Source organism: Allobosea caraganae (assembly GCF_003351345.1).
GTDB lineage: Bacteria > Pseudomonadota > Alphaproteobacteria > Rhizobiales > Beijerinckiaceae > Allobosea > Allobosea caraganae.
Genome location: NZ_QQTO01000042.1, coordinates 1 through 20,714, shown reverse-complemented (window position 1 = coordinate 20,714; position 20,714 = coordinate 1). Strand labels below are relative to the sequence as shown.

The following is a 20,714-nucleotide window of genomic DNA, read 5'->3' as shown; positions in this document are numbered from 1 at the left end:
GGGGGTTGCTTGGATGCTGGTCCACTACGCGGTTCGGTAGTCGGCCAGATTTCCATGGATCCTCTGGGATCTCTTCGTGATCCGTCATGAAATTCGACGGCATTCTCCAGCTTGAGGCCTCACTAGTGAGCAGCTACTTCGCCGCCTTCCTGCGACGCATCACCCCGAACGAAGCATCGACAGCAGCGATCAGACCCGGCGAAACGATCGGCCGATTTGTCTGGCGAGCCAGCGGCGCGCACCAATTCTCCGTGGGTTTGATCGCAATGGCTGTGGCCTTGCTCAACTTCGTGCCCATCGATCTCCAGCGGCGGATTGTTGACGTGGCGATAGCCGACCGGGACGTAGAGACGTTGCTTTTTCTTGGCGTAATCTATCTTGCGGTGATCATAATTCAGGGGGCGCTCAAGTACGCACTTCTCGTTTATCAGGGCTGGGTCGGCGAAAGTGCAGTGAAATTGTCGCGCGACCAGTTGGCTGTCGTTGCGTCCGACAGATCTTCAGAGGACGCCACCAGCGGACAGGCCGTTAACGTGATCGGTCGAGAAATCGACGGCGTAGGCGGTTTCGTCGGGGTGAGCATCTCAGAGTTCGTCGTGAACTTGACGTTCTTGGTCGTGATTTTCACCTACATGCTTTACATCCAGCCCGTGATTGCCCTGATCAGCGGAATTTTTCTCATTCCGCAGATATTGCTTGCGCTCTTTATGCAAGAGCAACTCAATACTCTGGTCGAACGGCAGGTCGGGCTGGTGCGAAAGCTCGGCGATGAAACCGTCAACGGAAATTCGAGCAATTCTGCAACGGATGGCGAGAAATTTCCAACAATTAGTGCGATTTTTTATAATCGACTGAGGTTCTATTTTCTGAAGTACGGACTCAAGACGCTGCTGAACCTCGTGAACGCGCTAGGTCCCCTAATGGTTCTGGTTCTCGGTGGTTGGATGGTAATTCACGGCCAGACTACCCTCGGGACCGTCGTCGCATTCATATCGGGATTGGAACGACTGTCCAATCCGATGAGAGACCTGCTCAATTTCTACAGGGAATACCAACAAGCAAAGGTCCAGTACGAGATGATCGTCAAGTGGGTAGAAGGCACGTCCTGACAGGCGACCGAGCCGGTTAGCGAACGGAACTAAAACGCGCATGAGACCGTTTTCCCAACAAGGCGCAACCGTCGCCACCCCCTTGGGAGAACCACAATGAAAACGCTGGTCATCGCATCGTTGATCGCCACGGCCACCTCCTTTGGAGCAATGGCCCAGACCTCGACGACCTCACCGACCCCGGCGCCTGCGCCGGCCGATGCTAACGCACCTCTGCCCGGTGCGAACAGCTTCACCGAAGGCCAGGCCAAGAGCCGCCTCGAGGCCAACGGCTACACCAATGTCTCCGGTCTAAAGAAAGACGACAACGGCGTCTGGAAGGGCACGGCCACGAACGCCGGCGCCCAGGTCACAGTCTCCGTCGATTACCGCGGCAACATCACCCGCAACTGATCGATGCCCCTCTCGCCCCGACCTTTGGAGACCAGCATGACCCGTATGATCACCCGTTCCTACGACAATTACGATGCCGCCGCGGACGTCGTTCAGGATCTCGAAGACGCCGGCATTTCCTCCACTGACATCAGCGTCGTCGGCCGCGATGAGCGTGCCAAGGACAGCAACGCCGCCGAGGGCGCCGGGATCGGTGCCGGCATCGGCGGCGCGGCCGGGCTTCTCGCGGGCATTGGCATGCTCGCGATCCCGGGCATCGGCCCGGTGGTGGCCGCGGGCTGGCTCGCTTCTACCGCCGCTGGCGCCGTGGCGGGAGCGGCCGCTGGCGGTATCGTCGGCTCGTTCACCAGCGCCGGCGTCGACGAAGACGAGGCGCACTACTATGCCGAGACGGTCCGCCGCGGCGGCACGGTGGTCTCCGTGAAGGCGCCCGACGAGCACGCCGCGACGATCGAAGGGATCATGGACGGAGCCGCTCCCATCGATCGTGAGAGCCGCACGGCGCAGTGGCGTCAGGAAGGCTGGACCCGTTTCGACGAGAAGGCCGATCCGTACAAGCATCCGGTCGTCTGACGGCAGTACGCTAAGATCAGCCTCCGGAGTCCCGTTCCGGAGGCTGATTTGTTTGCCGCCTCGCGCCGCAAGAGCGGGAGCTCGCGCCGGAAAGGTTCGTGCCGTGACGAAAGGTTCTGTCGGGAAGCGGCGAGCCGTATTGAGGATGATCAAGAGTGTAGGAAAACACCGGCTCGCGCTTGAGCGCGCCGAAGCACTAAGCGGGTGCCTGGAAGACACGCCGGAAGCGGAAGAGCTGTCCGGTCTCGTGTTCAAACTGGAGGTGTGGGAAGCGAAGCAGCTTTATTCCGCGGCGAAAATATTGCCCGAGCCATGAGCTGGAGCCGTCCACGCGGCGGCGCCGAGTCGCGAGAGCGGCAAAGTCCTCGTTTGAACTAACGAATGCAGATACCGCTTCGGCGGACGATCGCATTCGCGCGTCGTCCAGAACTGGCATTGCACTGCATCGCGACCCCGGGGCAGGGGAGTCATCTTGCCAGCGGCTTGTGACGCTCCCTATCCAACGCTGGTCTACAGCCGCGGCACCCGTCCCTCGGGCAGATGGTAGGTGTAGGGAATTTCGTTTGTACCCTCTCCGCGGCGCTCGATTTCGCCATTAGCCATAAGCATCTCGCACGTCGCCGACACCCGGCGAGGGGCTATCTCGGGAGATGCGCAAACGGCGGCAGCCAATTGGTCTTCGCGCAAGCCGTGCTCTCCGCCGTCCGCCAACGCAACCAACATCAGGTCTCTCAAGGCTGTCATTTGAACCTCGCTACGCTACAGTGCTATTTTGGCGAGCGCTTCCGCGAGGATGTCGCACTTGGCGCCCGGCGACTAGGGGTCCGTGGCCGCGGCGCCCTTGGTGTGACGTCCTTCGCGCGTCGGGCTCTTCGGTCGATCTCCAACCGGTGGAGAGCGTAGCTGAGCGCACCGACCATCAGGATAGCGGTGCGCAGTCTGGAAATGAGAAAGGTCAAAGGGCACCGCCAATTTCGGCGGATATTTGCCCTCGCCGATCTCGCGCGCAATCCAGATTCCGGCCAGATGGACAAGTGACGCCCTGATCATTGGCGCTTCTTCGGGGCACCCGGCTTGACCGCGACTTGAGCGGCAACCGGATCGCTTGCGGGAAACGTGTCCTCCAGCGCCTTGTGAAGCTGCTCATCGTGAGGTGTCTCCCGATCGTCCCTGCGCTGCTGCTTCTGCTCCTGGCGAAGGCTGTCTTTCGCGGGGTTCTTGCTCGTCGGCACGTGCGCGCTCCTGAATTCGGTCGTCGACGCAAATGCGCGACGTAGTCCCAACGTCATCGGCGCGAACTCGTTCCAAGTATTGCGGCCGGCGCCTCCGGCTCCGAGCAACGGGATGCTGTACCCGCTGTGCTCATCACGCGATGAGCGGGATCCGCGCCGCTAAACATCAAGATTCAGGCGTGCGCGGACCGCCAGTGTGGATAGGTGACGTAGGCCGTTAACGCCCCCTCGTCGTGCGATCGGATGGGGCATGGCCTCGCCTTTGGGCATGTATACGATCTCTCCGGGGCCTGCGGTGACCGTTTCGGCTTTTCGCCGAGACCGAGAGCCGCCCTTTCAGGACGATCATCACGTCGTCGACCGCCATCGTCTCGGAGACCTTCGAGCAGCCAAGTTGCGCATCGCGGAATTATCGGATGTCAAACCGAACTCGGTGGATTGGGCAGTACGCGCCGGGCTTAAAGCCGCTGTCGAAAAAGTGGCGGGCATCAAGACCCGAACCGACTATGAATCCGGCACGATAACGGCCGTGTTCATGACCACCGCAAGCATCTCACGAATTTTGCGCGCGAGTTGCTCAAGGTCGAACGGCTTGGAGATCATATCCATACCGTCGGCAAGAAACTCGTTCTTGTTGATCGCATTAGCAGCATAGCCTGTGATGAACAGAACTTTCAGACCCGGATGAATATCGCGTGCCACTTCGGCCAATTGCCGCCCGTTCATACCCGGCAAGCCGACATCTGAGATCATCAGGTCGAAATGGTCGTTCTGGCGAAGCTTTTCTATGGCTAAATCGGCATTAACCGCCTCGATAGCGCTGTAGCCGAGATCCCTCAGCACTTCGACTACGAGCAGCCGGACAGACGAATCGTCCTCCACTACAAGTACGCTTTCGCCCGCACCTTGCGGTACCGGAGAACCCCGGCGAACGTCGATTTGGCTCTCTGCGGGACTGCGCGGCAAATAGAGTGTGATTGCCGTCCCTTGGGCGGGCTTGCTTTTGATATCGACCCCGCCCCCCGACTGCTGGGTGAAACCATACACCATGGATAATCCTAGTCCGGTACCCTGGCCGATAGGCTTAGTCGTGAAGAATGGCTCGAAAACCTTTTCCAGCACCTCTGCCGACATGCCGACGCCGGTGTCCCGAACCGTGATCGCGACGAAATCTTGCTTTCCCTGAATGATAAGGCCCGGCATCTCGCCGGCGACAAGCGCGATGTTGTGGGTTTCGATACTGAGCTGGCCGCCGTCGGGCATCGCGTCGCGGGCATTGATGGCGAGGTTGAGCAATGCGTTTTCGAGCTGGTTTGCATCGGTGACCGCGGCCCAGCAGTCTGGTGACGGCTGCACGCGCAACTCAACTTGTTCCCCGAGGCTTCTGTCGAGGAGTTCCCGCATGTCGAGGATAAGCTGCCGAACATCGACCGGCTTGCGGTCGAGTGGTTGCCGCCGCGAGAACGCGAGCAACCTGTGAGTCAGCCCCGCGGCGCGCTGCGCGGACGCTGTAGCCGCGTCCATGAAACGCTCGACGCCCTCGAGCCTGCCCGATGCTAGCCTGCGCTTGATGATGTCGAGCGCGCCCATGATGCCGGTAAGCATGTTGTTGAAATCATGAGCGATACCTCCCGTGAGCTGCCCGACCGCCTCCATCTTCTGGCTTTGTCGCAATTGCGCTTCCGCTTCACGCAGTGCGCTCTCTTGCTCCTTCTCCCGCGTGACGTGTCGCCCGTACAAATAGATCGTCTCGCTTTCGCGCGAGGCCGTCCAAGAAACCCACCGCGGCGTACCTTCCGCGTGCTTGATGCGGCTCTCGAACGCCGCGCTGCCTTCGCGCAGAGTATCGACGAAGTTTCCCCTGACGAGCTCGGCGTCATCGGGCCACGCAAGCTCTGACATGCCCCTGCCGACGAGGTCCGAAAATTCAATACCGAGAATGGCCGGCCAAGCTGGATTTGCATCAAGAATGCGCCCGTGCTGGTCGGTGACCGCCAGCATGTCCCGGGAATTCTGCCAGATGCGGTCGCGGTCGCGTGTCCGCTCCTTGACGCTTTCCGAAAGTCCCTCGTTGAGGCGCTTCAGCCTCTCCTCGTTCAGTTTCGAAGCGGTTATGTCATAAGCGACGCCGATGTAGCGCAGGCCCGGCCCGGAGAGATCGCGGACATACTCGCCGCGACGGGTGAGCCATCGGTGTTCCCCGGTGTCAGCGCGGGTAATGCGGAACTCGATATTGGAATCGGGTCTCGGCTGCTCCGGCAGGATCGGCTCGATGATCGGGCGATCCGCTGGGTGAACCAATTGATTGACGGTCGCGACAGGCAGGATACGGGTCGGGTGCAGGCCGAGCAACCGGCAGAACTGTTCCGAGACCGTTACAGTCCCAAAGCCTCGCGCGTGCTCGAAGGTCCCGATCGCGCCGGCGGATTGCGCGATGCGGAGCTGTTCCTGGACACGCTTCTGCTCCGTAATGTCGACAAGGTCGCCGATGAATTTGAGGGGCAAATCATCCTGAGACAGGATCGCTTTGCCGCTGGCATGGACCCAGCGCATCGTCCCGTCACCCTTGACCAGGCGATAGTCCTTCGAGAACACCTCCGCTCCGGCAAGGATGCCGGCAACCGCGAGGCGGATTCGTTTTTGATCATCAGCGGCGATGTTGGCGAAGAACCGGCTGGTCGGGACGCCCCGCACCATTTCCGCGGGATCCTGTGACGTCAGCGCAGCGAAGCGCGCGTCGCCGGTCAATACCTTGTTGGGGATGTCCCATACCCATCCGCCGGTCGCGCCTGCTGCGTCCAGCGTAAGGTGTAGGCGATGCTCCGCATCGCGGATATCCGATCTGAGACGTGCGAGCTCGGCAGCGAGCCGGTCGCTCGTTTCGCCCGCGCCATTGCCATCGCGATCAGGTCTTTCAACCTCAGACATCTTCCGTAACCCGGTCAATGAAATCGGCGATCAAAACCTTTAGAGCCGCCATGGAAGGCAGATCCATCAGCATCGCGATGTAGCCACGAATATTGCGATCCTGAACCGAAAAATTGATGTAAAGAAACAGAACGAGCGCGCCCTCGTCGGGTTCTCCCGTCTCGCTGAAAAGCCGTTCTCCGGTCCCCCGGATGATTTCCGGCAGAGACATCTTGAGCGACTGCTTGAGCATATTGGCCATGGTGCCAAGGCAATTATTCAGGATGACGTTGCCGGTTTCGGCAAGCGCTTCGCTTTCCAGTTCTGAGACCTGCTCCGCACTAGCTTCATCGCCCATGACAGCGCGTGCCAATTCGCGGCTCTTGGTTTCCGGAAAGATCAGCAGGGCGCGTCCTGAAAATGCGCCTTCGAACTCCTGCTTGACCGCAACGAGGTCTTCGCTCTCGCGCTGTCCGATGAGAGCAGCGGCCGCGGCCTGCGTGACGATCTCGACGGAGGGCACGGACAGAAGGACCTGACGGCCGACCATCTTGCGCAAGCTCGACGCAGCCCGGCTGACACCGATATTGACGACCTCGGTCAGTGCATCGCGTTCAAGCTCATCCAGGCTGATATTAACTCCGGTCATCCCCGCCCCTGCTTGAGGCGCAAAGCGGCCCCTTCGAGAAACCCCGACATACCGTCCTCAGTCAGCGGCTTGCTCACGAAAGTCGCGTTGACTGCCCGGGCGCGTGAAATGATCTCATCCTGGATGTTGGCCGTGATGATCGCGATCGGCATGGTCGGGTGCGATGCGCGCAGGTCGGCAGCCAGTTCGAGCCCGTCGCGGCCAGGCATGTTGAAATCGAGGACCGCGACATCGATTTTTTGTTCTCCAAGGAGTTGGAGCGCCTCTTCCGCATTGCTCGCCTCGACCCTGATCCAATCGGGCTGAAGCGCCGCGATGGTTTTGCCGGCGACGATGCGTGCGAGCTTGCTATCGTCGACAACCATAATTGTAACCGCCATTTGAAGATTCCAGATTGCAATTTTCGGGAGAGATATTTGTTCCTTATCGCAGGAGCGACCTTCGAACTTCGATCAAGTCTTCACAACGGGCTCATCCTTTCGAGCGATCAACGGCAGGATATACTCGGCCGAGAATCGATCCGGCGCTTCGCCGAGGACGGAAGGGCGCAAGGCGACCAGTACCTGCCAGAGCGCCGTGTGAATACGCTCTGCGGCCAGGACGACACGGTTCTGCGGAGATTCGGACAAGGCCGCGAGCAAAGCCTCCGCTTCATCGACGCCGCATCGCCCGGTCAGCCTGATCTCGTGGTCGGTGACCGTGATCGTCATGCCAGTAGGGCCTCCAGGTCGAGTACCATGACGATCCGGCCGTCGCCCTGCACGGTGGTTCCAAGGACACCGCTTACCGACTTCAACAGGCCGGCGGGCGGGCGAAGCAGCGTCTCGAAGCGCTCGCCGACGCCGTCTACCACTAAGCCGACCACTGCTGTCCCCAGTTCGAGAATCAGCACCAGCTCGTCCAAGCGCGCTGCGGCGGCGCGGCCCAGGATGTCTCCCAAGCGCACAATAGGAATTGTCCGATCCCTCAGTACGAACGCTTCACCCGATCGAACGCGGACAATAGCATGTGCAGGGATTTTGACCGTCTCCGCGATCGCCTGCATGGGGACGCCGTATTGCTCTCCTGCAATATGCACGAGCATCACTCGGCTCATCGTGAAGCTGGTAGGAAGCGACAGCGTGATCGTCGTTCCTTTCCCCGCCGTGCTGGAGATTGCGACCTTGCCGCCCAGGCGATGAACTGCGGCGCGAACCGCGTCCATGCCGACCCCACGGCCCGATAGGTCCGATACGGCGTCCGAGGTCGAAAAGCCCGGGATGAACAGGAGCTCGAGACTATCTTTTTCGGCGAGCGTCGCCGCAGCGTCAGCCGAAATCATTCCTCGCGCGAGCGCCACGGACCGAATGCGCTCGGGATCGATCCCACGCCCATCGTCGCCGACCTGAAGCTCGATGCGGTGGCCAACTTGTCGGGCGCTGACCGAGATCATGCCTTTTGCAGGCTTGCCGGCGACCTGCCGCTCGTCCTCGGGTTCGATGCCGTGATCGACGGCATTGCGGATGATATGAAGCAGGGGCTCGTAGAGACCGTCGACGATTGTCTTGTCCGCCTCAATCTCGCTGCCCGCGACGTCGAGTTGCAACGGCTTGCCGGTCTGCCCGGAAATCTCCCTGGCGAGGCGCGCCAGTCGCCGCAACGTACCGCCCAATGGTACCATCCGGACGTCTGTCGCAGCACGCTGAAGCTGGTTGATCAGGCGGCCGAGATCCTGCTGTGCGGCGGCGACGTTGCGCGATAGCGCGAGGCCGCCCTCAAGCGCCTCCGCTTGGGCGGCAAGAGCGGACATTCCGTTCTTGGCGGTCACGAGCTCGCCAACCAGCGCGACGATATCGTCCATGCGCGCGAGATCGACGCGTATCGTCCGCGCGGTGGGCTCTCCGCTTTCCGCCGGAATCTCCCTCGGAGCGGGGGCCGCGTCCTGCGCGATCGCGATCTGATCGGGGATGAGGCGAAATACCGCCTCGATATCGGCGCGCTTCGCCGTGGATATCCCTTCAAAGATAAGATTGCTGCGAAACGGATCGAGCTTCGTCGGGGCCGGCCAGTCCTCCCTGGTCACAACCTGCGCGTAGATGACCCCTGGCACGGCGGCCATGAGCGCGACCGGGTCGTCGCCGTTGAAAAAGCATTCCGGCGCAGGCGCGTACCGAAGCGCGATGGCTCCCTCGCCCCGACTTGGTGGATGGGCTTCGAACAATCTCGCTGCCCATTGGGGAAAGGCACCGCCCGTCATCGTCGGGGGGAGCGGCGCGACGGCTCGTCCGGAAGCCAGCGAAAGAACCAAGTTCGCGCCCTCGTCCGCCGCCGTCGAAGGAAGGACGCCCACGCCCCGAAGCTGCTGAACACAACGATCGATCCATTCGATGACCGCGAGCATGGGGTCAATGCGCGCTGGATCGAGCTCAGCATCGTCCTTGATCGCGACGCCAAGCACATCCTCGGCAGCGTGAAGCGCGCTCTGCATCGGGGCAAGGTCAAACAGCCCGACCGACCCCTTCAATGTGTGGATGGCGCGGAACGCGCTGTCGAGCTTAGCGCGATTGCCCGGCTCTTGGTCGAGCGCCAGCAGATCCTCGGCCGCCTGTTGCGTCAGCTCGGTCGCCTCGATCACGAACTGGGCCAGCAGGTCGTCCACTTAGTTCTCCCGCCCGCGGCGATAGACGATAGCATCATCAAAGCGAGCGACCTCGAAGCGTTTCGAGATCCGGCTCATCGACTCGGTGTGCCCCAGGCAGAGATAGCCTCCGGGAAGGAGCGCGTCATAGAGGTTGTCGACGGTCCGCCGGCGCGATTCGTCGTCGAAATAGATCAGAACGTTGCGGCAAAAGATGATGTCGAACTCACCTTCCGATCCCGTCCGCTCGCGGTCTATGAGATTGGCCGCGCGGAAGCTCACCGACTCGCGCAGATCCTGAATGATGCGCCAGCGATCATCGTCTAGGCGCTCGAAATAGCGCTGCCGGAGTTCGCTGGACAGGCGCGCGACGGAACGCTTGCCGTACTCGCCGAAGGCCGCATCTCGCAGCACCGCGCTGTCGATATCAGAGCCGACGATCTCGACATTATAGGCATCGACGAGGTTCCAGTTCTCCAGCAACCAGATGGCGATCGAGTATGGCTCTTCCCCCGTGGAGCAGGGAACCGACCATACCCGGATCCGGTCCCCGGGTTGCTTGCCAATGATGCGGTCGGGAAGCAAGGAGCGGCTCAAACAGCGGAGCTGGTGCTCCTCCCGGTAGAAGTAGGTCTCGTTGACCGTAAAGCTGTTGATCAGGCGTTCGGCCTCGCCGGGTTCACTCAACAACAGGTTGAAGTAGGAGGCGAAGGAGGTCACTCCCGTCGCGGCGACGCGGTCTGCGACTCGTCGGTCAATGTAATATCGCTTGGTCTCCCCGAATAGCATTCCGGTACGCCGATACAGGAACTCACAGAGTCGCAAGAGATCGCCGGCAGAAAGGTAACGCGGCGTTTCGCCTATCGCCATTGGGCGAGCTCCAGCAGACGCCCGCCGATATGAGGCAGCCCGATGACATCGGCCGCGCCACCGAGTTTGACCAGTTCCCCCGGCATGCCCCAGACCACGGCGCTCTGTTTTGCCTCGGCGATAGTATGCCCGCCCAACGCCCTCAACTCCGCTATCGCGGCTGCCCCGTCATTGCCCATGCCGGTCATCAAGAGGCCGATCAAGCGCTCGGCCGGGACATTGTCGATTGCGCTGCGAACCAGCCGATCGACGCTCGGATGCCAACGATGCTCGGGGTCTGCCGGCGCGGAGATCGCCGTGAGCACCTTGTTTCTGCGGGTCAGAAGAACGTCGGCATCGCCCCTGCCGATATACACCGTTCCTGCTTCGATCGGGGTCGGCCCGGTCACCTCGACGACTGAGAGCGCACAGAGCTTGTCGAGCCTTCGGGAGAGCGGGCCGGTGAACGCGGCCGGCATATGTTGGGCGACGACGATAGGCCACGCGAAGCCCTCTGGCAGGGCGGACAGGACCGCATCCAATGCTGGCGGGCCGCCGGTCGAGGCGCCAATCAGCACCACGCAGTCGTCGGGCAGACGAGCGTCGGTGCGGGAGGAGCTGGTCACAGCGCGGACTGAAGGCGAGCGTGGCGTCTGCGGCCCCGCGCGAAAGCGAACGCGCTCGGCCAGCCGGCGGCTTGTCCGAACCTTGATCGAGGCCGCAGCGCGTATCCGCTCGACGATCAAAGGCGCGAGTTCCTCGGCATGCAAAGAAATCGTCCCCTGCGGCTTCGGAATGAAGTCGACCGCGCCCATCTGAAGCGCACGCAAGGTCTCGTCGGCCCCGTGCTCGGTCAGCGCTGAGACCATCACGACCGGACAGGGGTGCTCCACCATGATGCGGTCAAGGCAAGCCAGGCCGTCCATGTTCGGCATGGCGATATCCAGCGTCACGACCTGGGGACGGAACTCGGACATTGCCTGCAAGGCTTCTGCGCCGTCGCGCGCGGTGGCGATCTCGAAATCGGGCTCGGCCTCGAAGATCCGGCCGAGAAATCTGCGCATCAGGGCGGAATCGTCGACGATAAGGAGGCGGATCACAATGCTCGTGCCGCACCGGGCGCCGGCTTGAAGCGCTCGAGGAGGTCGCGCTCAGCCTTGTCCAACAGCTCTCTCGGATCGACGAGCAGGATCATCGCACCGTCTCGAGCGGCGACCCTGTCGAATACATGACCGCCGTTTCCCGGCAGTTGCGGCGCGGGCCCGATCGCAGAATCCGGAACCGAGAGTATCTCGGAGACAGAATCGACGATGAAGCCGGCGCGAAGCCGCTCGATCGTCACCACGATGACACGCGGCCGTTTCGCCGTCGCGCTCTGCGCGGCGTCGAAGCGCAGCCGTTGATCGATGACCGGCACGGCCTTGCCCCGGACATTGATAACGCCGGTAACGAATTCAGGCGCGTTGGGAACGCGCGAGATTGCCTCTGGAAGCTGGACGATCTCGTCGACGGACCCGATGGGCAATCCGAAAACGTCGTCGCCGAGTTGGAAGACAATGAACCGCTGATTTGCCTCGGCCGTCGAGACATCCGTCATGGTCTTATTCTCCGCGGCCTGGCCGGCAAGCTCCACACTGACCGCCCGGTTGCGAAACAGGCCCGACGGCGACAGGATCGAGATCAATGGTCGCCCGTCGTCGCCCCGGGCAATGGCATCGATTTCGGCATCGCCATCGCCGCGTTGCAGGATCGAAGGAACAGGCTCGACCGAACTCTCCGGAATGCGCACGACACCCCGCATAGTATCCACGACAAGCCCGACGCGCGCCTCTTCAAATCGGACGATCACGACGTGACGGCGGCCATTGGCATCGCCTGGAAGCCCGAGCAGTGCTGCTAGCGAGATGAGCGGCACAAGTTCTTCCCGAAGCGAGATCATTCCGACGGATGTCACCTCGCTTCGCGGTAGACCGGTCACGTCGACTGGTAAGGTCAAGACTTCGACCACGCTCTCCAGCGGCAGTGCGAAATATTGTCCGGACACTTGAAATGAGAGCAGTGCGCGATCGCGATCATTTATCGGCGCCCCCTCCCTTGGAGCCTCGTATCCCGACTGCACTACATTTCGTCTTGAAATCCGTGCGGTCGTGAGAAATGTGTCCGCGAGCAATCTACCGATGTTCAGCGACTGGGCCGACGAATCCGCTGACAACTGCACGACGTCGTCGATGAGCAGCGCGACCGCACCGCCCTCGTCATAAACGATGATCTTGGATTCGCTGGAAGACGCGAAATCGTTGCTCTCCGGCCCAGCCACTAGTGCGGACACGCGAACGACGGGGGTTGCCACGCCGTGGAAATTCATCAGACCGGCCAAGGCAGCCGGAGCGTTGGGAACACGCGTGATCGTCGGCCGGCGTCCAACCTCCAGAACATGTTCGGCCGGCAGTGAGTACCCTTGACCGCTGACGGCGAACACCAGTTGCCGTGTGGCCTCGTGGGCTTTGCGCGCCTTCGCCATCGAACTCAACCGGCCGCCAATTGGAGTTCGTCCGCCAGGGACGCAATTTCTTCGATTGCGGCGGCAAGATCCTCCGCACTACGCGACTGCTCCTTGGCCGCAGAGGCGGCAGCCGTCGCAGCCGAACTTGCGCCCTGCGCGGCCAACGCGATCTGTTGCGTACCCGACTGAACATCGCGCACAGCCAAAAGCGCGCTCACCGCACTGTTGAGCATTGCGTCATTCCCGGTAGCGATCCCAGCGACATCCAATTCGATGGATTTTACGCGCTCGATGATCGCCAAAATCTTGGTGCGCTCGGCATCCGCGATGCTGAGAACGAGTTCGAGATCTCGGCGAACGGCCGCGATCTGAAGCTGCATCAGACGAACGACATCCTTGACGCTTTCAATATACTCGCTGCTTTCCTGTGCCAACTTGCGGATATCACCCGAAACCTGCGCGAAGCCTCGCCCGGCATCGCCGGCCCTTGCCGCCTCGACAGAGCCCGATACCGACAGCATGTTGGTCTGAACAGCGACCAGAACGATGCGGTCGATGCTCTTCTCAACTCTGCGCGAGACGTCCTCAAGAGAATCGAGAGCAGCGAGCGACGTCCGCATTTCAGTGACCGCGGTCGCGAAGCTCTCCCCAATGGCGTGGAGCCCTGCTTGTGTCTTCGCGAGAAGCCCCGAAATCGAACGGGTACGCTCCGTGGCAAGCTTGGTCGCCCTTTGAGTTTGATCAAGGTTCTTCTCGATCTGAACCAGCGCGGCATTCGCCTCCTGTGTCGCAGCGGCCTGGGTCTGCGCGCCCCGGCTGATCTGATCGATCGCGACGAGAATTTCTCCGGCGGCGCCGGCCAATTCCTGCACGGTCGCTGACAGCTCCTCAGCAGCCGTGCTCAATTGTTCACTGCCACCCGCAGCCGAGCCATCCGCTTGCAGATCCTCCGCCAAGCTGGCGAGCGCCTGAGCCGCCTCCTGGCTCTGATCGAGAGCCTGACTCTGTTGCTGTACGGAACGTTGTGCCTGCGCTACGGCGGCCGACTGTTCTTCGGCCGCGCGAGCGACCAATTCGGCGCCGCGCCCAGCTTCCCGAACCGCAATGTCGGCCTCAATGGAGGAAGTAAGTATCGCTTGGCTGCCCTCTGCCAACGCGGAAAGATCCGCGCGCACGGAGGATAGATCGGAGGTGATGGCCAGTGTCGTAGACGTCTGCTGCTGCGCCGCTGTCGCAGTCGCTCGGATCTTCTCGGCGAGCGTCTTAACCTCGCGCTCAATGGTGCCCGATTGCTCTTCGATCTCCCGAGCCGTGCGCTCAGCCACCTCCGCGAGGGCGCGAACCTCGTCCGCTACGATGGCAAAACCCTTGCCAACATCGCCCGCACGAGCGGCCTCGATCGCGGCGTTCAATGCGAGAAGATTCGTGCGATCCGAAATATCAGCGACTGTTTGTGTGGTGGCCCCTATTCCAGCCGCCTGCTTCTCGAGCCGCACCGCAATTTCGACCGACGCAAGCTGACGCGCCGCTGCACTCGCCAGCGACGCACTGGCATCATCAATCTGCGTGGCACTTTCAAGCACGCCGGCATGCAGGGCATCGGTCTTTCGGCGCGAAGCCTCGGCTTGATCACGCGCTTGGGCGAACGTCGCACCGAGCATCCCAACTGCGCCTTGCGATTGCTTGGCCGCGCCCGCTGCCTCCTCCGCGCCTGCCGATATCTGCTCAAACGATTGGCGGAGCTGCTGCGCAGCGGCTGCCGCCTCCAGCATCCCGCTCGCTAGCTCCTCGGTCGCGGCGCCGATCCTCTCCGCGACCTTTTGCTGGCGAGCCCGAGCCCGTTCCTGCGAACGGCGCGCCGCCGTCACCTTGTTCGTTGGATTCACTGCATCCTGCTTGGGAGGTGAGGAAGTGGTGCGGCGTTTTGCAATTTCTGTGGTCTTCACCAGCGCCATTTAATCCCCCAGGTAGGCAGGTATAACTGATACTCTCCGGCGCTTCCGGAAACTATAGACGGCGCGATTCCGAGCAGAAACTACATTAAAGGCTTTGTTCAAGAGTAAACTCACTGCCGAGGGCAAACTTCAAACTCTTGAGGAGTTCGGGATAATGAAATGGTTTGTTGAGTACCATTCTTGCCCGATGCTCCTCTGGCAGCGAGTTAGTCCCGAAGCCGGATGCGAACATGAATGGAATTCCGCGGCTCGCCAGAACATCCGCCACGGCAAACGACGACTTCGAGCCCAGACTAAGGTCTAGAATGGCGACGTCCAGGTCCACCGTTTCGGCCAACGCGAGTCCACTGGCGAGATTCTGAGCCGTGGCCACGACTTCACAACCTGCGTCCAGGAGGTGCTCCTCAAGCATCATCGCTATGATCGGCTCATCCTCGACGATGAGCACTCTTGGCTTCGAACTTGACACAAAATCCCCCCGCTGCGGCTCGCGCCAACACATGCAAACGCGCCGCCTGGGGCTCAGTTCCATAGATAGGAGCGTTTCTTTTCATTGGCCGAGATCGGCCATATTTTGCAGTCGCACTCATCAACCAGTAGCCGCTCCTGAGGCGAGCACCAGCCGCGTTCTCGGCGTGGATATCGCGCTGCCAACGGAGAAGAGCGTTCGGCGACGAAGCGCGGCTTGGGCCGAGATCGCACATTAGAAGCGGAATGAACTGAGAGACGCTTCAATCGTTGTCTCCGCAACGCAGCATCCTGCCGAGCGGCATGCGCTCACGCTGCAACCCGACATCCACGCCAAGTCACGGAGGCGGATATGCCAAATCCCGGCGATCTCGAATGGAACAGGCGCGACCTGATGGTCGCCGCCGGCACATGCGCCGCGTTACCCGTAATCGGTGAGGGTGCGTACTCGCAGCCGACGCCGGTCGGAACGCCTGTGCTCAATGATGTGTCGTTCGAGGTGAACGGCGAGCAACGCACGCTTGCGATCGACACCCGCACCACCTTGCTCGACGCGCTGCGCGAGCATCTGCATCTGACCGGTACGAAGAAGGGGTGCGATCATGGCCAGTGCGGCGCCTGCACGGTGATCGTCGACGGCCAGCGGCTCAATTCCTGCCTGACCCTCGCCGTCATGCACCAGGGCTCCAGTGTCACCACGATCGAAGGTCTGGGTACGGCGGACAAGCTGCATCCCATGCAGGCCGCCTTCATCAAGCATGACGGCTTTCAGTGCGGCTATTGCACACCCGGCCAGATCTGCTCGGGCGTCGCCATGCTCGACGAAATCAAGGCGGGTATCCCCAGCCATGCCACCGTCGACCTCACCGCGGCGGCGGCCGTGACGGAGGCAGAGATCCGCGAGCGCATGAGCGGCAACATCTGCCGCTGCGGCGCCTATTCCAACATCGTCGAGGCAGTAACCGAGGTTGCGGGGAGGCAGGGATGAGGGCTTTCACCTACGAGCGCGCGAGCTCGCCCGCCGCAGCAGCTACCGCAGCAGCCAGGAACCCGGAGGCGAAGTTCATCGCAGGCGGCACCAATCTGCTCGACCTCATGAAGCTGGAGATCGAGACCCCCACCCACCTCGTGGACGTCAACGGCCTGAAGCTCGACACCATCGAGGCGACACCCGATGGCGGCCTGCGGATCGGCGCGCTGGTCCGCAACACCGCGCTGGCGGCCGACGAGAGCGTCCGGCGCGACTATGGCGTTCTATCTCGGGCTCTGCTGGCGGGCGCTTCCGGCCAGCTCCGCAACCGCGCGACGACCGCCGGCAATCTGCTGCAACGCACGCGCTGCCCCTATTTCTATGACACGGCCCAGCCCTGCAACAAGCGACAGCCGGGAAGCGGCTGTTCCGCGCTCGGCGGCTTCAGCAGGCAGCTAGGCGTCATCGGCGTCAGCGACGCCTGCATTGCGACGCACCCGTCCGATATGGCGGTGGCGATGCGCGCGCTCGACGCAATGGTCGAGACGGTCAAAGCCGACGCATCGACGCGGACCATCCCGATCGCCGAGCTGCATCGCTCGCCAGGCTCGACACCCCATCTCGAGACGACCTTGGCGCCCGGCGAGCTGATCACGGCCGTGACATTGCCGAAGCCCATCGGCGGCACGCAGATCTACCGCAAGGTGCGCGATCGGGCGTCCTACGCTTTCGCGCTCGTCTCAGTCGCGGCCATCGTCCAGCGCGACGGCTCGGGCCGCATCTCGCTTGGCGGCATCGCGCCGAAGCCGTGGCGGGTTGAGGCAGCGGAAAGGGAGCTGCCGCGGGGGGCCAAGGCGGCGGCAGCAGCAATGCTCGACGGTGCCAGGCCGACCCCTGAGAACGCGTTCAAGCTGCCGCTGGTCGAGCGCACGCTTGGCGCAGTCCTGTCCGAAGCGAGGGCCTGATCATGAAATTCGACATCCCCGCAACACAGAACCCGATCGATCGACAGAGCATCGTCGGACAGCCGCGCGACCGCGTCGACGGCCCGCTCAAGGTCACGGGCGGAGCCCGATATGCCTATGAGCAGCACGATGTCGTTCCGAACCAGGCCTATGGCTATGTGCTGGGAGCGACGATCGCCAAGGGGCGAATTGCGTCCATGGACCTCAAGGCTGCCCGGGCTTCGGCAGGCGTGCTCGCCGTGGTGACGGCGAAGGAGGCCGGCAAGCTCGGCAAGGGCAAACGGAACACCGCCAAGCTTCTGGGCGGCCCCGAGATCGCGCATTACCACCAGGCCGTCGCGCTGGTGGTGGCGGAGACTTTCGAGCAGGCCCGCGCTGCTGCGAGCCTCATTCGCGTCGAGTATGCGCAGACGAAGGGCGCCTTCGATCTGGAGGCCGCGAAAGGACGGGCCATCAAGCCGACGGGCGAGGATTCCAGCCCGGCAGACACGCAGGTCGGCGATTTTGCCGGCGCGTTTGCGACGGCACCGGTCGCCCTCGACCAGACCTATACGACGCCCGACCACAGCCACGCGATGATGGAGCCGCCCGCGACGCTCGCAGCATGGGATGGCGACAAGCTCACGCTCTGGACGTCGAACCAGATGATCGACTGGGGCGTCGGGGACTTGGCGCAGACGCTGCGCATTCCAAAGGCGAATATTCGCCTGGTCTCTCCCTTCATCGGGGGCGGTTTTGGCGGCAAGCTGTTCCTGCGCGCCGATGCGGTCCTGGCGGGGCTGGGCGCGCGCGCCGCGAAACGTCCGGTCAAGATCGCGTTGCAGCGGCCGTTGATGTTCAACAACACCACGCACCGTCCCGCTACGATTCAGCGCATCCGGATCGGGGCGGATCGGGACGGCAGGATCACCGCCATTGGCCACGAAAGCTGGTCCGGCGACTTGCCGGATGGCGGGCCCGAACTCGCGGTCCAGCAGACGCGCCTGCTCTATGCCGGAGCAAACCGGATGACGGCGATGCGCCTTGCCGTGCTGGATCTGCCGGAAGGCAATGCGATGCGCGCCCCGGGCGAGGCGCCGGGTCTGATGGCGCTCGAAATCGCCATGGACGAGATGGCCGAGAAGCTCGGAATGGACCCGATCGCCTTCCGCGCCCTCAACGATACCCAGGTCGATCCGGAGAAGCCGAAGCGGCCCTTCTCGATGCGCCGGCTCAACGAATGCTTCAAGATCGGCGCGGAGCGCTTCGGCTGGGACCGTCGCTTGGCACGGCCCGGACAGTCGCGCGACGGGCGCTGGCTCGTCGGGATCGGCGTCGCCGCCGCCTTCCGCAACAACCTCGTCATGAAATCGGCGGCGCGCGTCCGCCTCGACGCGCACGGCACCGTCACGGTCGAGACCGACATGACCGATATCGGCACCGGCAGCTACACGATCATCGCCCAGACGGCGGCCGAGATGCTGGGCGTCGGCCTCGACAAGGTTGTGGTGCGGCTCGGCGACTCGCGCTTCCCCGTCTCGGCGGGCTCAGGCGGGCAATGGGGTGCCAACAGCTCGACCGCCGGAGTCTACGCGGCCTGCGTCAAGCTGCGCGAGACGGTGGCGCAGAAGCTGGGGATCAACTCCGCCGAGGCGGTCTTCGCCAACGGCGAGGTACGCGCGGGCAACCGCAGCATGCCTCTCGCGAGCGCGGCCGAGTCCGGCCCGGTGGTCGGCGAGGATACCATCGAGTACGGCGATCTCGACGAGACCCATCAGCAATCGACTTTCGGCGCGCATTTCGTCGAAGTCGGGGTCGACGTGGCTACCGCCGAGACGCGCATCCGGCGCATGCTGGCGGTCTGTTCCGCCGGGCGAATCCTCAACCCGAAGACCGCGCGCAGCCAGGTCATCGGCGCTATGACCATGGGCGTGGGCGCTGCCCTGATGGAGGAACTGGCGGTCGACACCCGGCGCGGCTTCTTCGTCAACCACGATCTCGCCGGCTACGAGGTGCCGGTCCATGCGGACATTCCGCATCAAGAGGTGATCTTCCTAGAGGAGACGGACCCGATGTCTTCGCCCATGAAGGCCAAGGGCGTCGGCGAACTCGGCATCTGCGGCGTTGGTGCCGCGGTCGCCAATGCGATCTACAACGCAACCGGCGTGCGCGTGCGGAATTATCCGATCACGCTCGACAAACTGCTGGAGCACATGCCCTCGGCCTAAAGCCACGGTCACGTTCTTAGGCCGCAATTCAGGTCAATCTTAGGTCCGCGGGGGAATTTCCGTCCGTTCCGGACATTCGGTGGACTACGTCTCGCAGTCCGCGTTGGAGCCAGACCATTAGGCTCTCGATGAGCGCCTGAAACTTAGGCTTTGACGCCCACGACCCGAAGCGTCGCTCCAAACGAAGCCAGCTTGCGGCTGCTCGAAGCCGTCGCGCCGCGCTTCGACCAGATCGAGCCGGAGATCGCAGCGCGTGGTGGATTGCGCGGCAAGCCCGCCGGGACGATCCGCATCACGGCCGGCGAACATGCCGCGGTCGCGCCTTTGCAGCGCGCTGCGCCGCTTGCTGCCGGACCATCCCCACATCAAGGTCGAGATCATCGTCTACTAAGGTCTCGTCGACATCGATGGCGGCGGGCTACGATGCGGGAATGCGCTGGGGCGAGCAGGTCGTAAAGGACATGATCGCCCTCCGGATCGGGCCCGAGATGGCGTATGGCCGTGGTCGGATCGCCAGCCTATTTCAAGCGCTAAGGTTTTCCGGAAACGCCGCAGGACCTGACCGCTCATAACTGCATAGCGACTCCCCACCCATGGCGGGCTGTTTCCTGGGTCCTTGAAAAGGATGATCACGAGGTCAAGGTCCGCGGCGAGGGGCAACTTGTGTTCAATGGTCTCCACTTCGGGTGAGTTCAGCGCTCAACGGCGCAAAAAAATGGATTCTAAAGGCAGGCTGGAAAGCAGACGTAAGGAAGTTACGTAATGTGTTGCGAAGCGAACCTCGCGACCTCAGCATTGGTCAGCCAGCGAGTCGAGGCGACGTCGGATCGCGCAAGGCCATCAGATTTGCGACCGCGCAAGGCTTGAGAGCCAATCGGAGAGTTTTTCGTTCGCTGAGCGGTTTTGCCAATCTGCAAAGGTGTACGGCTTGGAGGCCGCGGCGTCCTTGTCGAACGTGGCAATCTGGGTGCTGGCAAAACGCTGATCGAACAGATTGACGTTCGCTTCGTCGTTGAGCCTCAAAGCGCGGTCATCGATGTTCGTCGAGCCGACTGACGTCCAGATGTCGTCGACAATCACCAGCTTACAGTGGAAGAACGTAGGCTGATACTCGCTGATCTTCACGCCCGCCTGAAGCAGATCGCCCCAAAGGTGCCGGGATGCTTTCCTGACGATGCGCGCATCGGTCTGAGGCCCGGGAATGATGATCTGAACCTCCACACCACGCTTGCGGGCCTCGAGGAGCTGTTGCCTGATCAGGTCGTCGGGAACGAAATAGGGCGTGGCGATCCGGATATTCTTCTGAGCGGAAGCAAG

19 protein-coding genes and 2 pseudogenes are annotated in these 20,714 nt (G+C 62.3%); 8 read left to right on the top strand and 13 right to left on the bottom strand.

Annotated features, from left to right (window positions below):
- The first annotated feature begins 86 nt into the window (after nucleotides 1-86).
- The 4 genes from DWF00_RS28365 to DWF00_RS29625 all read left to right on the top strand — a co-directional run bounded on the left by DWF00_RS28365 (nucleotide 87) and on the right by DWF00_RS29625 (nucleotide 2,391).
- Complete coding sequence (locus tag DWF00_RS28365; RefSeq protein WP_114830935.1) at nucleotides 87-1,109, top strand: ABC transporter transmembrane domain-containing protein; 1,023 nt, start codon at nucleotides 87-89, stop codon at nucleotides 1,107-1,109.
- Between the two features lie 96 nt (nucleotides 1,110-1,205).
- A complete protein-coding gene (locus DWF00_RS28360) occupies nucleotides 1,206-1,502 on the top strand; it encodes a PepSY domain-containing protein (RefSeq protein WP_114830936.1) in 297 nt (98 codons plus the stop codon).
- Between the two features lie 36 nt (nucleotides 1,503-1,538).
- The gene (locus tag DWF00_RS28355) at nucleotides 1,539-2,075 is read left to right on the top strand and encodes a general stress protein (RefSeq protein WP_114830937.1); all 537 of its coding nucleotides are present in this window, start codon (nucleotides 1,539-1,541) and stop codon (nucleotides 2,073-2,075) included.
- 145 nt (nucleotides 2,076-2,220) lie between these two features.
- Entirely contained in the window at nucleotides 2,221-2,391 is a 171-nt protein-coding gene (locus DWF00_RS29625; RefSeq protein ID WP_181832776.1) for a hypothetical protein, read from the top strand.
- 730 nt (nucleotides 2,392-3,121) lie between these two features.
- On the opposite strand, the gene DWF00_RS28345 is transcribed toward DWF00_RS29625, so the two are convergent.
- From DWF00_RS28345 to DWF00_RS28290, 12 genes and pseudogenes are all read right to left on the bottom strand, one after another.
- Nucleotides 3,122-3,307, bottom strand: coding sequence for a hypothetical protein (locus DWF00_RS28345; protein ID WP_147283754.1), 186 nt, complete (start codon nucleotides 3,305-3,307; stop codon nucleotides 3,122-3,124).
- Nucleotides 3,308-3,480: 173 nt separating this feature from the next.
- Nucleotides 3,481-3,686: pseudogene (locus DWF00_RS29950) on the bottom strand (ethanolamine utilization protein); the annotation flags it as partial.
- A 125-nt stretch (nucleotides 3,687-3,811) separates the two neighbouring features.
- On the bottom strand, nucleotides 3,812-6,235 hold the full coding sequence (locus DWF00_RS28335) for a PAS domain-containing protein (protein ID WP_114830940.1): 2,424 nt from the start codon (nucleotides 6,233-6,235) through the stop codon (nucleotides 3,812-3,814).
- Nucleotides 6,228-6,863 (bottom strand): chemotaxis protein CheX, encoded by a 636-nt coding sequence (locus DWF00_RS28330; RefSeq protein ID WP_114830941.1) that lies wholly within the window; start codon nucleotides 6,861-6,863, stop codon nucleotides 6,228-6,230. Before DWF00_RS28330 ends, DWF00_RS28335 begins: the two co-directional genes overlap by 8 nt.
- Nucleotides 6,860-7,228: a response regulator transcription factor gene (locus tag DWF00_RS28325; protein WP_342769147.1), complete on the bottom strand. Its 369-nt coding sequence runs from the start codon at nucleotides 7,226-7,228 to the stop codon at nucleotides 6,860-6,862. The genes DWF00_RS28330 and DWF00_RS28325 overlap by 4 nt, the downstream gene beginning before the upstream one ends.
- 87 nt (nucleotides 7,229-7,315) lie before the next feature.
- The gene (locus DWF00_RS28320) at nucleotides 7,316-7,573 is read right to left on the bottom strand and encodes a hypothetical protein (protein ID WP_114830943.1); all 258 of its coding nucleotides are present in this window, start codon (nucleotides 7,571-7,573) and stop codon (nucleotides 7,316-7,318) included.
- Nucleotides 7,570-9,501, bottom strand: coding sequence for a chemotaxis protein CheA (locus DWF00_RS28315; RefSeq protein WP_114830944.1), 1,932 nt, complete (start codon nucleotides 9,499-9,501; stop codon nucleotides 7,570-7,572). Before DWF00_RS28315 ends, DWF00_RS28320 begins: the two co-directional genes overlap by 4 nt.
- The gene (locus DWF00_RS28310; protein ID WP_114830945.1) at nucleotides 9,502-10,350 is read right to left on the bottom strand and encodes a CheR family methyltransferase; all 849 of its coding nucleotides are present in this window, start codon (nucleotides 10,348-10,350) and stop codon (nucleotides 9,502-9,504) included. It lies immediately after the preceding gene.
- Complete coding sequence (gene cheB, locus DWF00_RS28305; RefSeq protein WP_114830946.1) at nucleotides 10,341-11,429, bottom strand: chemotaxis-specific protein-glutamate methyltransferase CheB; 1,089 nt, start codon at nucleotides 11,427-11,429, stop codon at nucleotides 10,341-10,343. Before cheB ends, DWF00_RS28310 begins: the two co-directional genes overlap by 10 nt.
- Nucleotides 11,426-12,850 carry a chemotaxis protein CheW gene (locus DWF00_RS28300; protein WP_114830947.1) on the bottom strand — a complete coding sequence of 475 codons (1,425 nt, stop codon included), beginning with the start codon at nucleotides 12,848-12,850 and terminating at the stop codon, nucleotides 11,426-11,428. The genes cheB and DWF00_RS28300 overlap by 4 nt, the downstream gene beginning before the upstream one ends.
- Before the next feature lie 5 nt (nucleotides 12,851-12,855).
- Nucleotides 12,856-14,787 carry a methyl-accepting chemotaxis protein gene (locus DWF00_RS28295; protein WP_114830948.1) on the bottom strand — a complete coding sequence of 644 codons (1,932 nt, stop codon included), beginning with the start codon at nucleotides 14,785-14,787 and terminating at the stop codon, nucleotides 12,856-12,858.
- 85 nt (nucleotides 14,788-14,872) lie between these two features.
- On the bottom strand, nucleotides 14,873-15,235 hold the full coding sequence (locus tag DWF00_RS28290) for a response regulator (protein ID WP_245974375.1): 363 nt from the start codon (nucleotides 15,233-15,235) through the stop codon (nucleotides 14,873-14,875).
- Nucleotides 15,236-15,607: 372 nt separating this feature from the next.
- Here DWF00_RS28290 and paoA point away from each other — a divergent pair, with 372 nt between their 5' ends.
- From paoA to DWF00_RS29945, 4 genes and pseudogenes are all read left to right on the top strand, one after another.
- On the top strand, nucleotides 15,608-16,243 hold the full coding sequence (gene paoA, locus DWF00_RS28285; RefSeq protein ID WP_114830949.1) for an aldehyde dehydrogenase iron-sulfur subunit PaoA: 636 nt from the start codon (nucleotides 15,608-15,610) through the stop codon (nucleotides 16,241-16,243).
- Entirely contained in the window at nucleotides 16,240-17,190 is a 951-nt protein-coding gene (locus DWF00_RS28280) for an FAD binding domain-containing protein (protein ID WP_114830950.1), read from the top strand. The genes paoA and DWF00_RS28280 overlap by 4 nt, the downstream gene beginning before the upstream one ends.
- Nucleotides 17,191-17,192: 2 nt before the next feature.
- The gene (gene paoC / locus DWF00_RS28275) at nucleotides 17,193-19,397 is read left to right on the top strand and encodes an aldehyde oxidoreductase molybdenum-binding subunit PaoC (RefSeq protein ID WP_114830951.1); all 2,205 of its coding nucleotides are present in this window, start codon (nucleotides 17,193-17,195) and stop codon (nucleotides 19,395-19,397) included.
- A 124-nt stretch (nucleotides 19,398-19,521) separates the two neighbouring features.
- A pseudogene (locus DWF00_RS29945) lies at nucleotides 19,522-20,075 on the top strand (LysR substrate-binding domain-containing protein); the annotation flags it as partial.
- Between the two features lie 162 nt (nucleotides 20,076-20,237).
- On the opposite strand, the gene DWF00_RS28270 reads toward DWF00_RS29945, so the two are convergent.
- Nucleotides 20,238-20,714: phospholipase D-like domain-containing protein (locus tag DWF00_RS28270; protein ID WP_245974372.1), on the bottom strand; the 477-nt coding region annotated here is incomplete at its 5' end.

Excerpts from the sequence above, each read along its gene's own strand:
- DWF00_RS28365 (WP_114830935.1), top strand. The coding sequence starts at position 87 with ATGAAATTCGACGGCATTCTCCAGCTTGAGGCCTCACTAGTGAGCAGC.
- DWF00_RS28360 (WP_114830936.1), top strand. The coding sequence starts at position 1,206 with ATGAAAACGCTGGTCATCGCATCGTTGATCGCCACGGCCACCTCCTTT.
- DWF00_RS28355 (WP_114830937.1), top strand. The coding sequence starts at position 1,539 with ATGACCCGTATGATCACCCGTTCCTACGACAATTACGATGCCGCCGCG.
- DWF00_RS29625 (WP_181832776.1), top strand. The coding sequence starts at position 2,221 with ATGATCAAGAGTGTAGGAAAACACCGGCTCGCGCTTGAGCGCGCCGAA.
- DWF00_RS28335 (WP_114830940.1), bottom strand. The coding sequence starts at position 6,235 with ATGTCTGAGGTTGAAAGACCTGATCGCGATGGCAATGGCGCGGGCGAA.
- DWF00_RS28330 (WP_114830941.1), bottom strand. The coding sequence starts at position 6,863 with ATGACCGGAGTTAATATCAGCCTGGATGAGCTTGAACGCGATGCACTG.
- DWF00_RS28325 (WP_342769147.1), bottom strand. The coding sequence starts at position 7,228 with ATGGTTGTCGACGATAGCAAGCTCGCACGCATCGTCGCCGGCAAAACC.
- DWF00_RS28320 (WP_114830943.1), bottom strand. The coding sequence starts at position 7,573 with ATGACGATCACGGTCACCGACCACGAGATCAGGCTGACCGGGCGATGC.
- DWF00_RS28310 (WP_114830945.1), bottom strand. The coding sequence starts at position 10,350 with ATGGCGATAGGCGAAACGCCGCGTTACCTTTCTGCCGGCGATCTCTTG.
- DWF00_RS28300 (WP_114830947.1), bottom strand. The coding sequence starts at position 12,850 with ATGGCGAAGGCGCGCAAAGCCCACGAGGCCACACGGCAACTGGTGTTC.
- DWF00_RS28295 (WP_114830948.1), bottom strand. The coding sequence starts at position 14,787 with ATGGCGCTGGTGAAGACCACAGAAATTGCAAAACGCCGCACCACTTCC.
- paoA (WP_114830949.1), top strand. The coding sequence starts at position 15,608 with ATGCCAAATCCCGGCGATCTCGAATGGAACAGGCGCGACCTGATGGTC.
- DWF00_RS28280 (WP_114830950.1), top strand. The coding sequence starts at position 16,240 with ATGAGGGCTTTCACCTACGAGCGCGCGAGCTCGCCCGCCGCAGCAGCT.
- paoC (WP_114830951.1), top strand. The coding sequence starts at position 17,193 with ATGAAATTCGACATCCCCGCAACACAGAACCCGATCGATCGACAGAGC.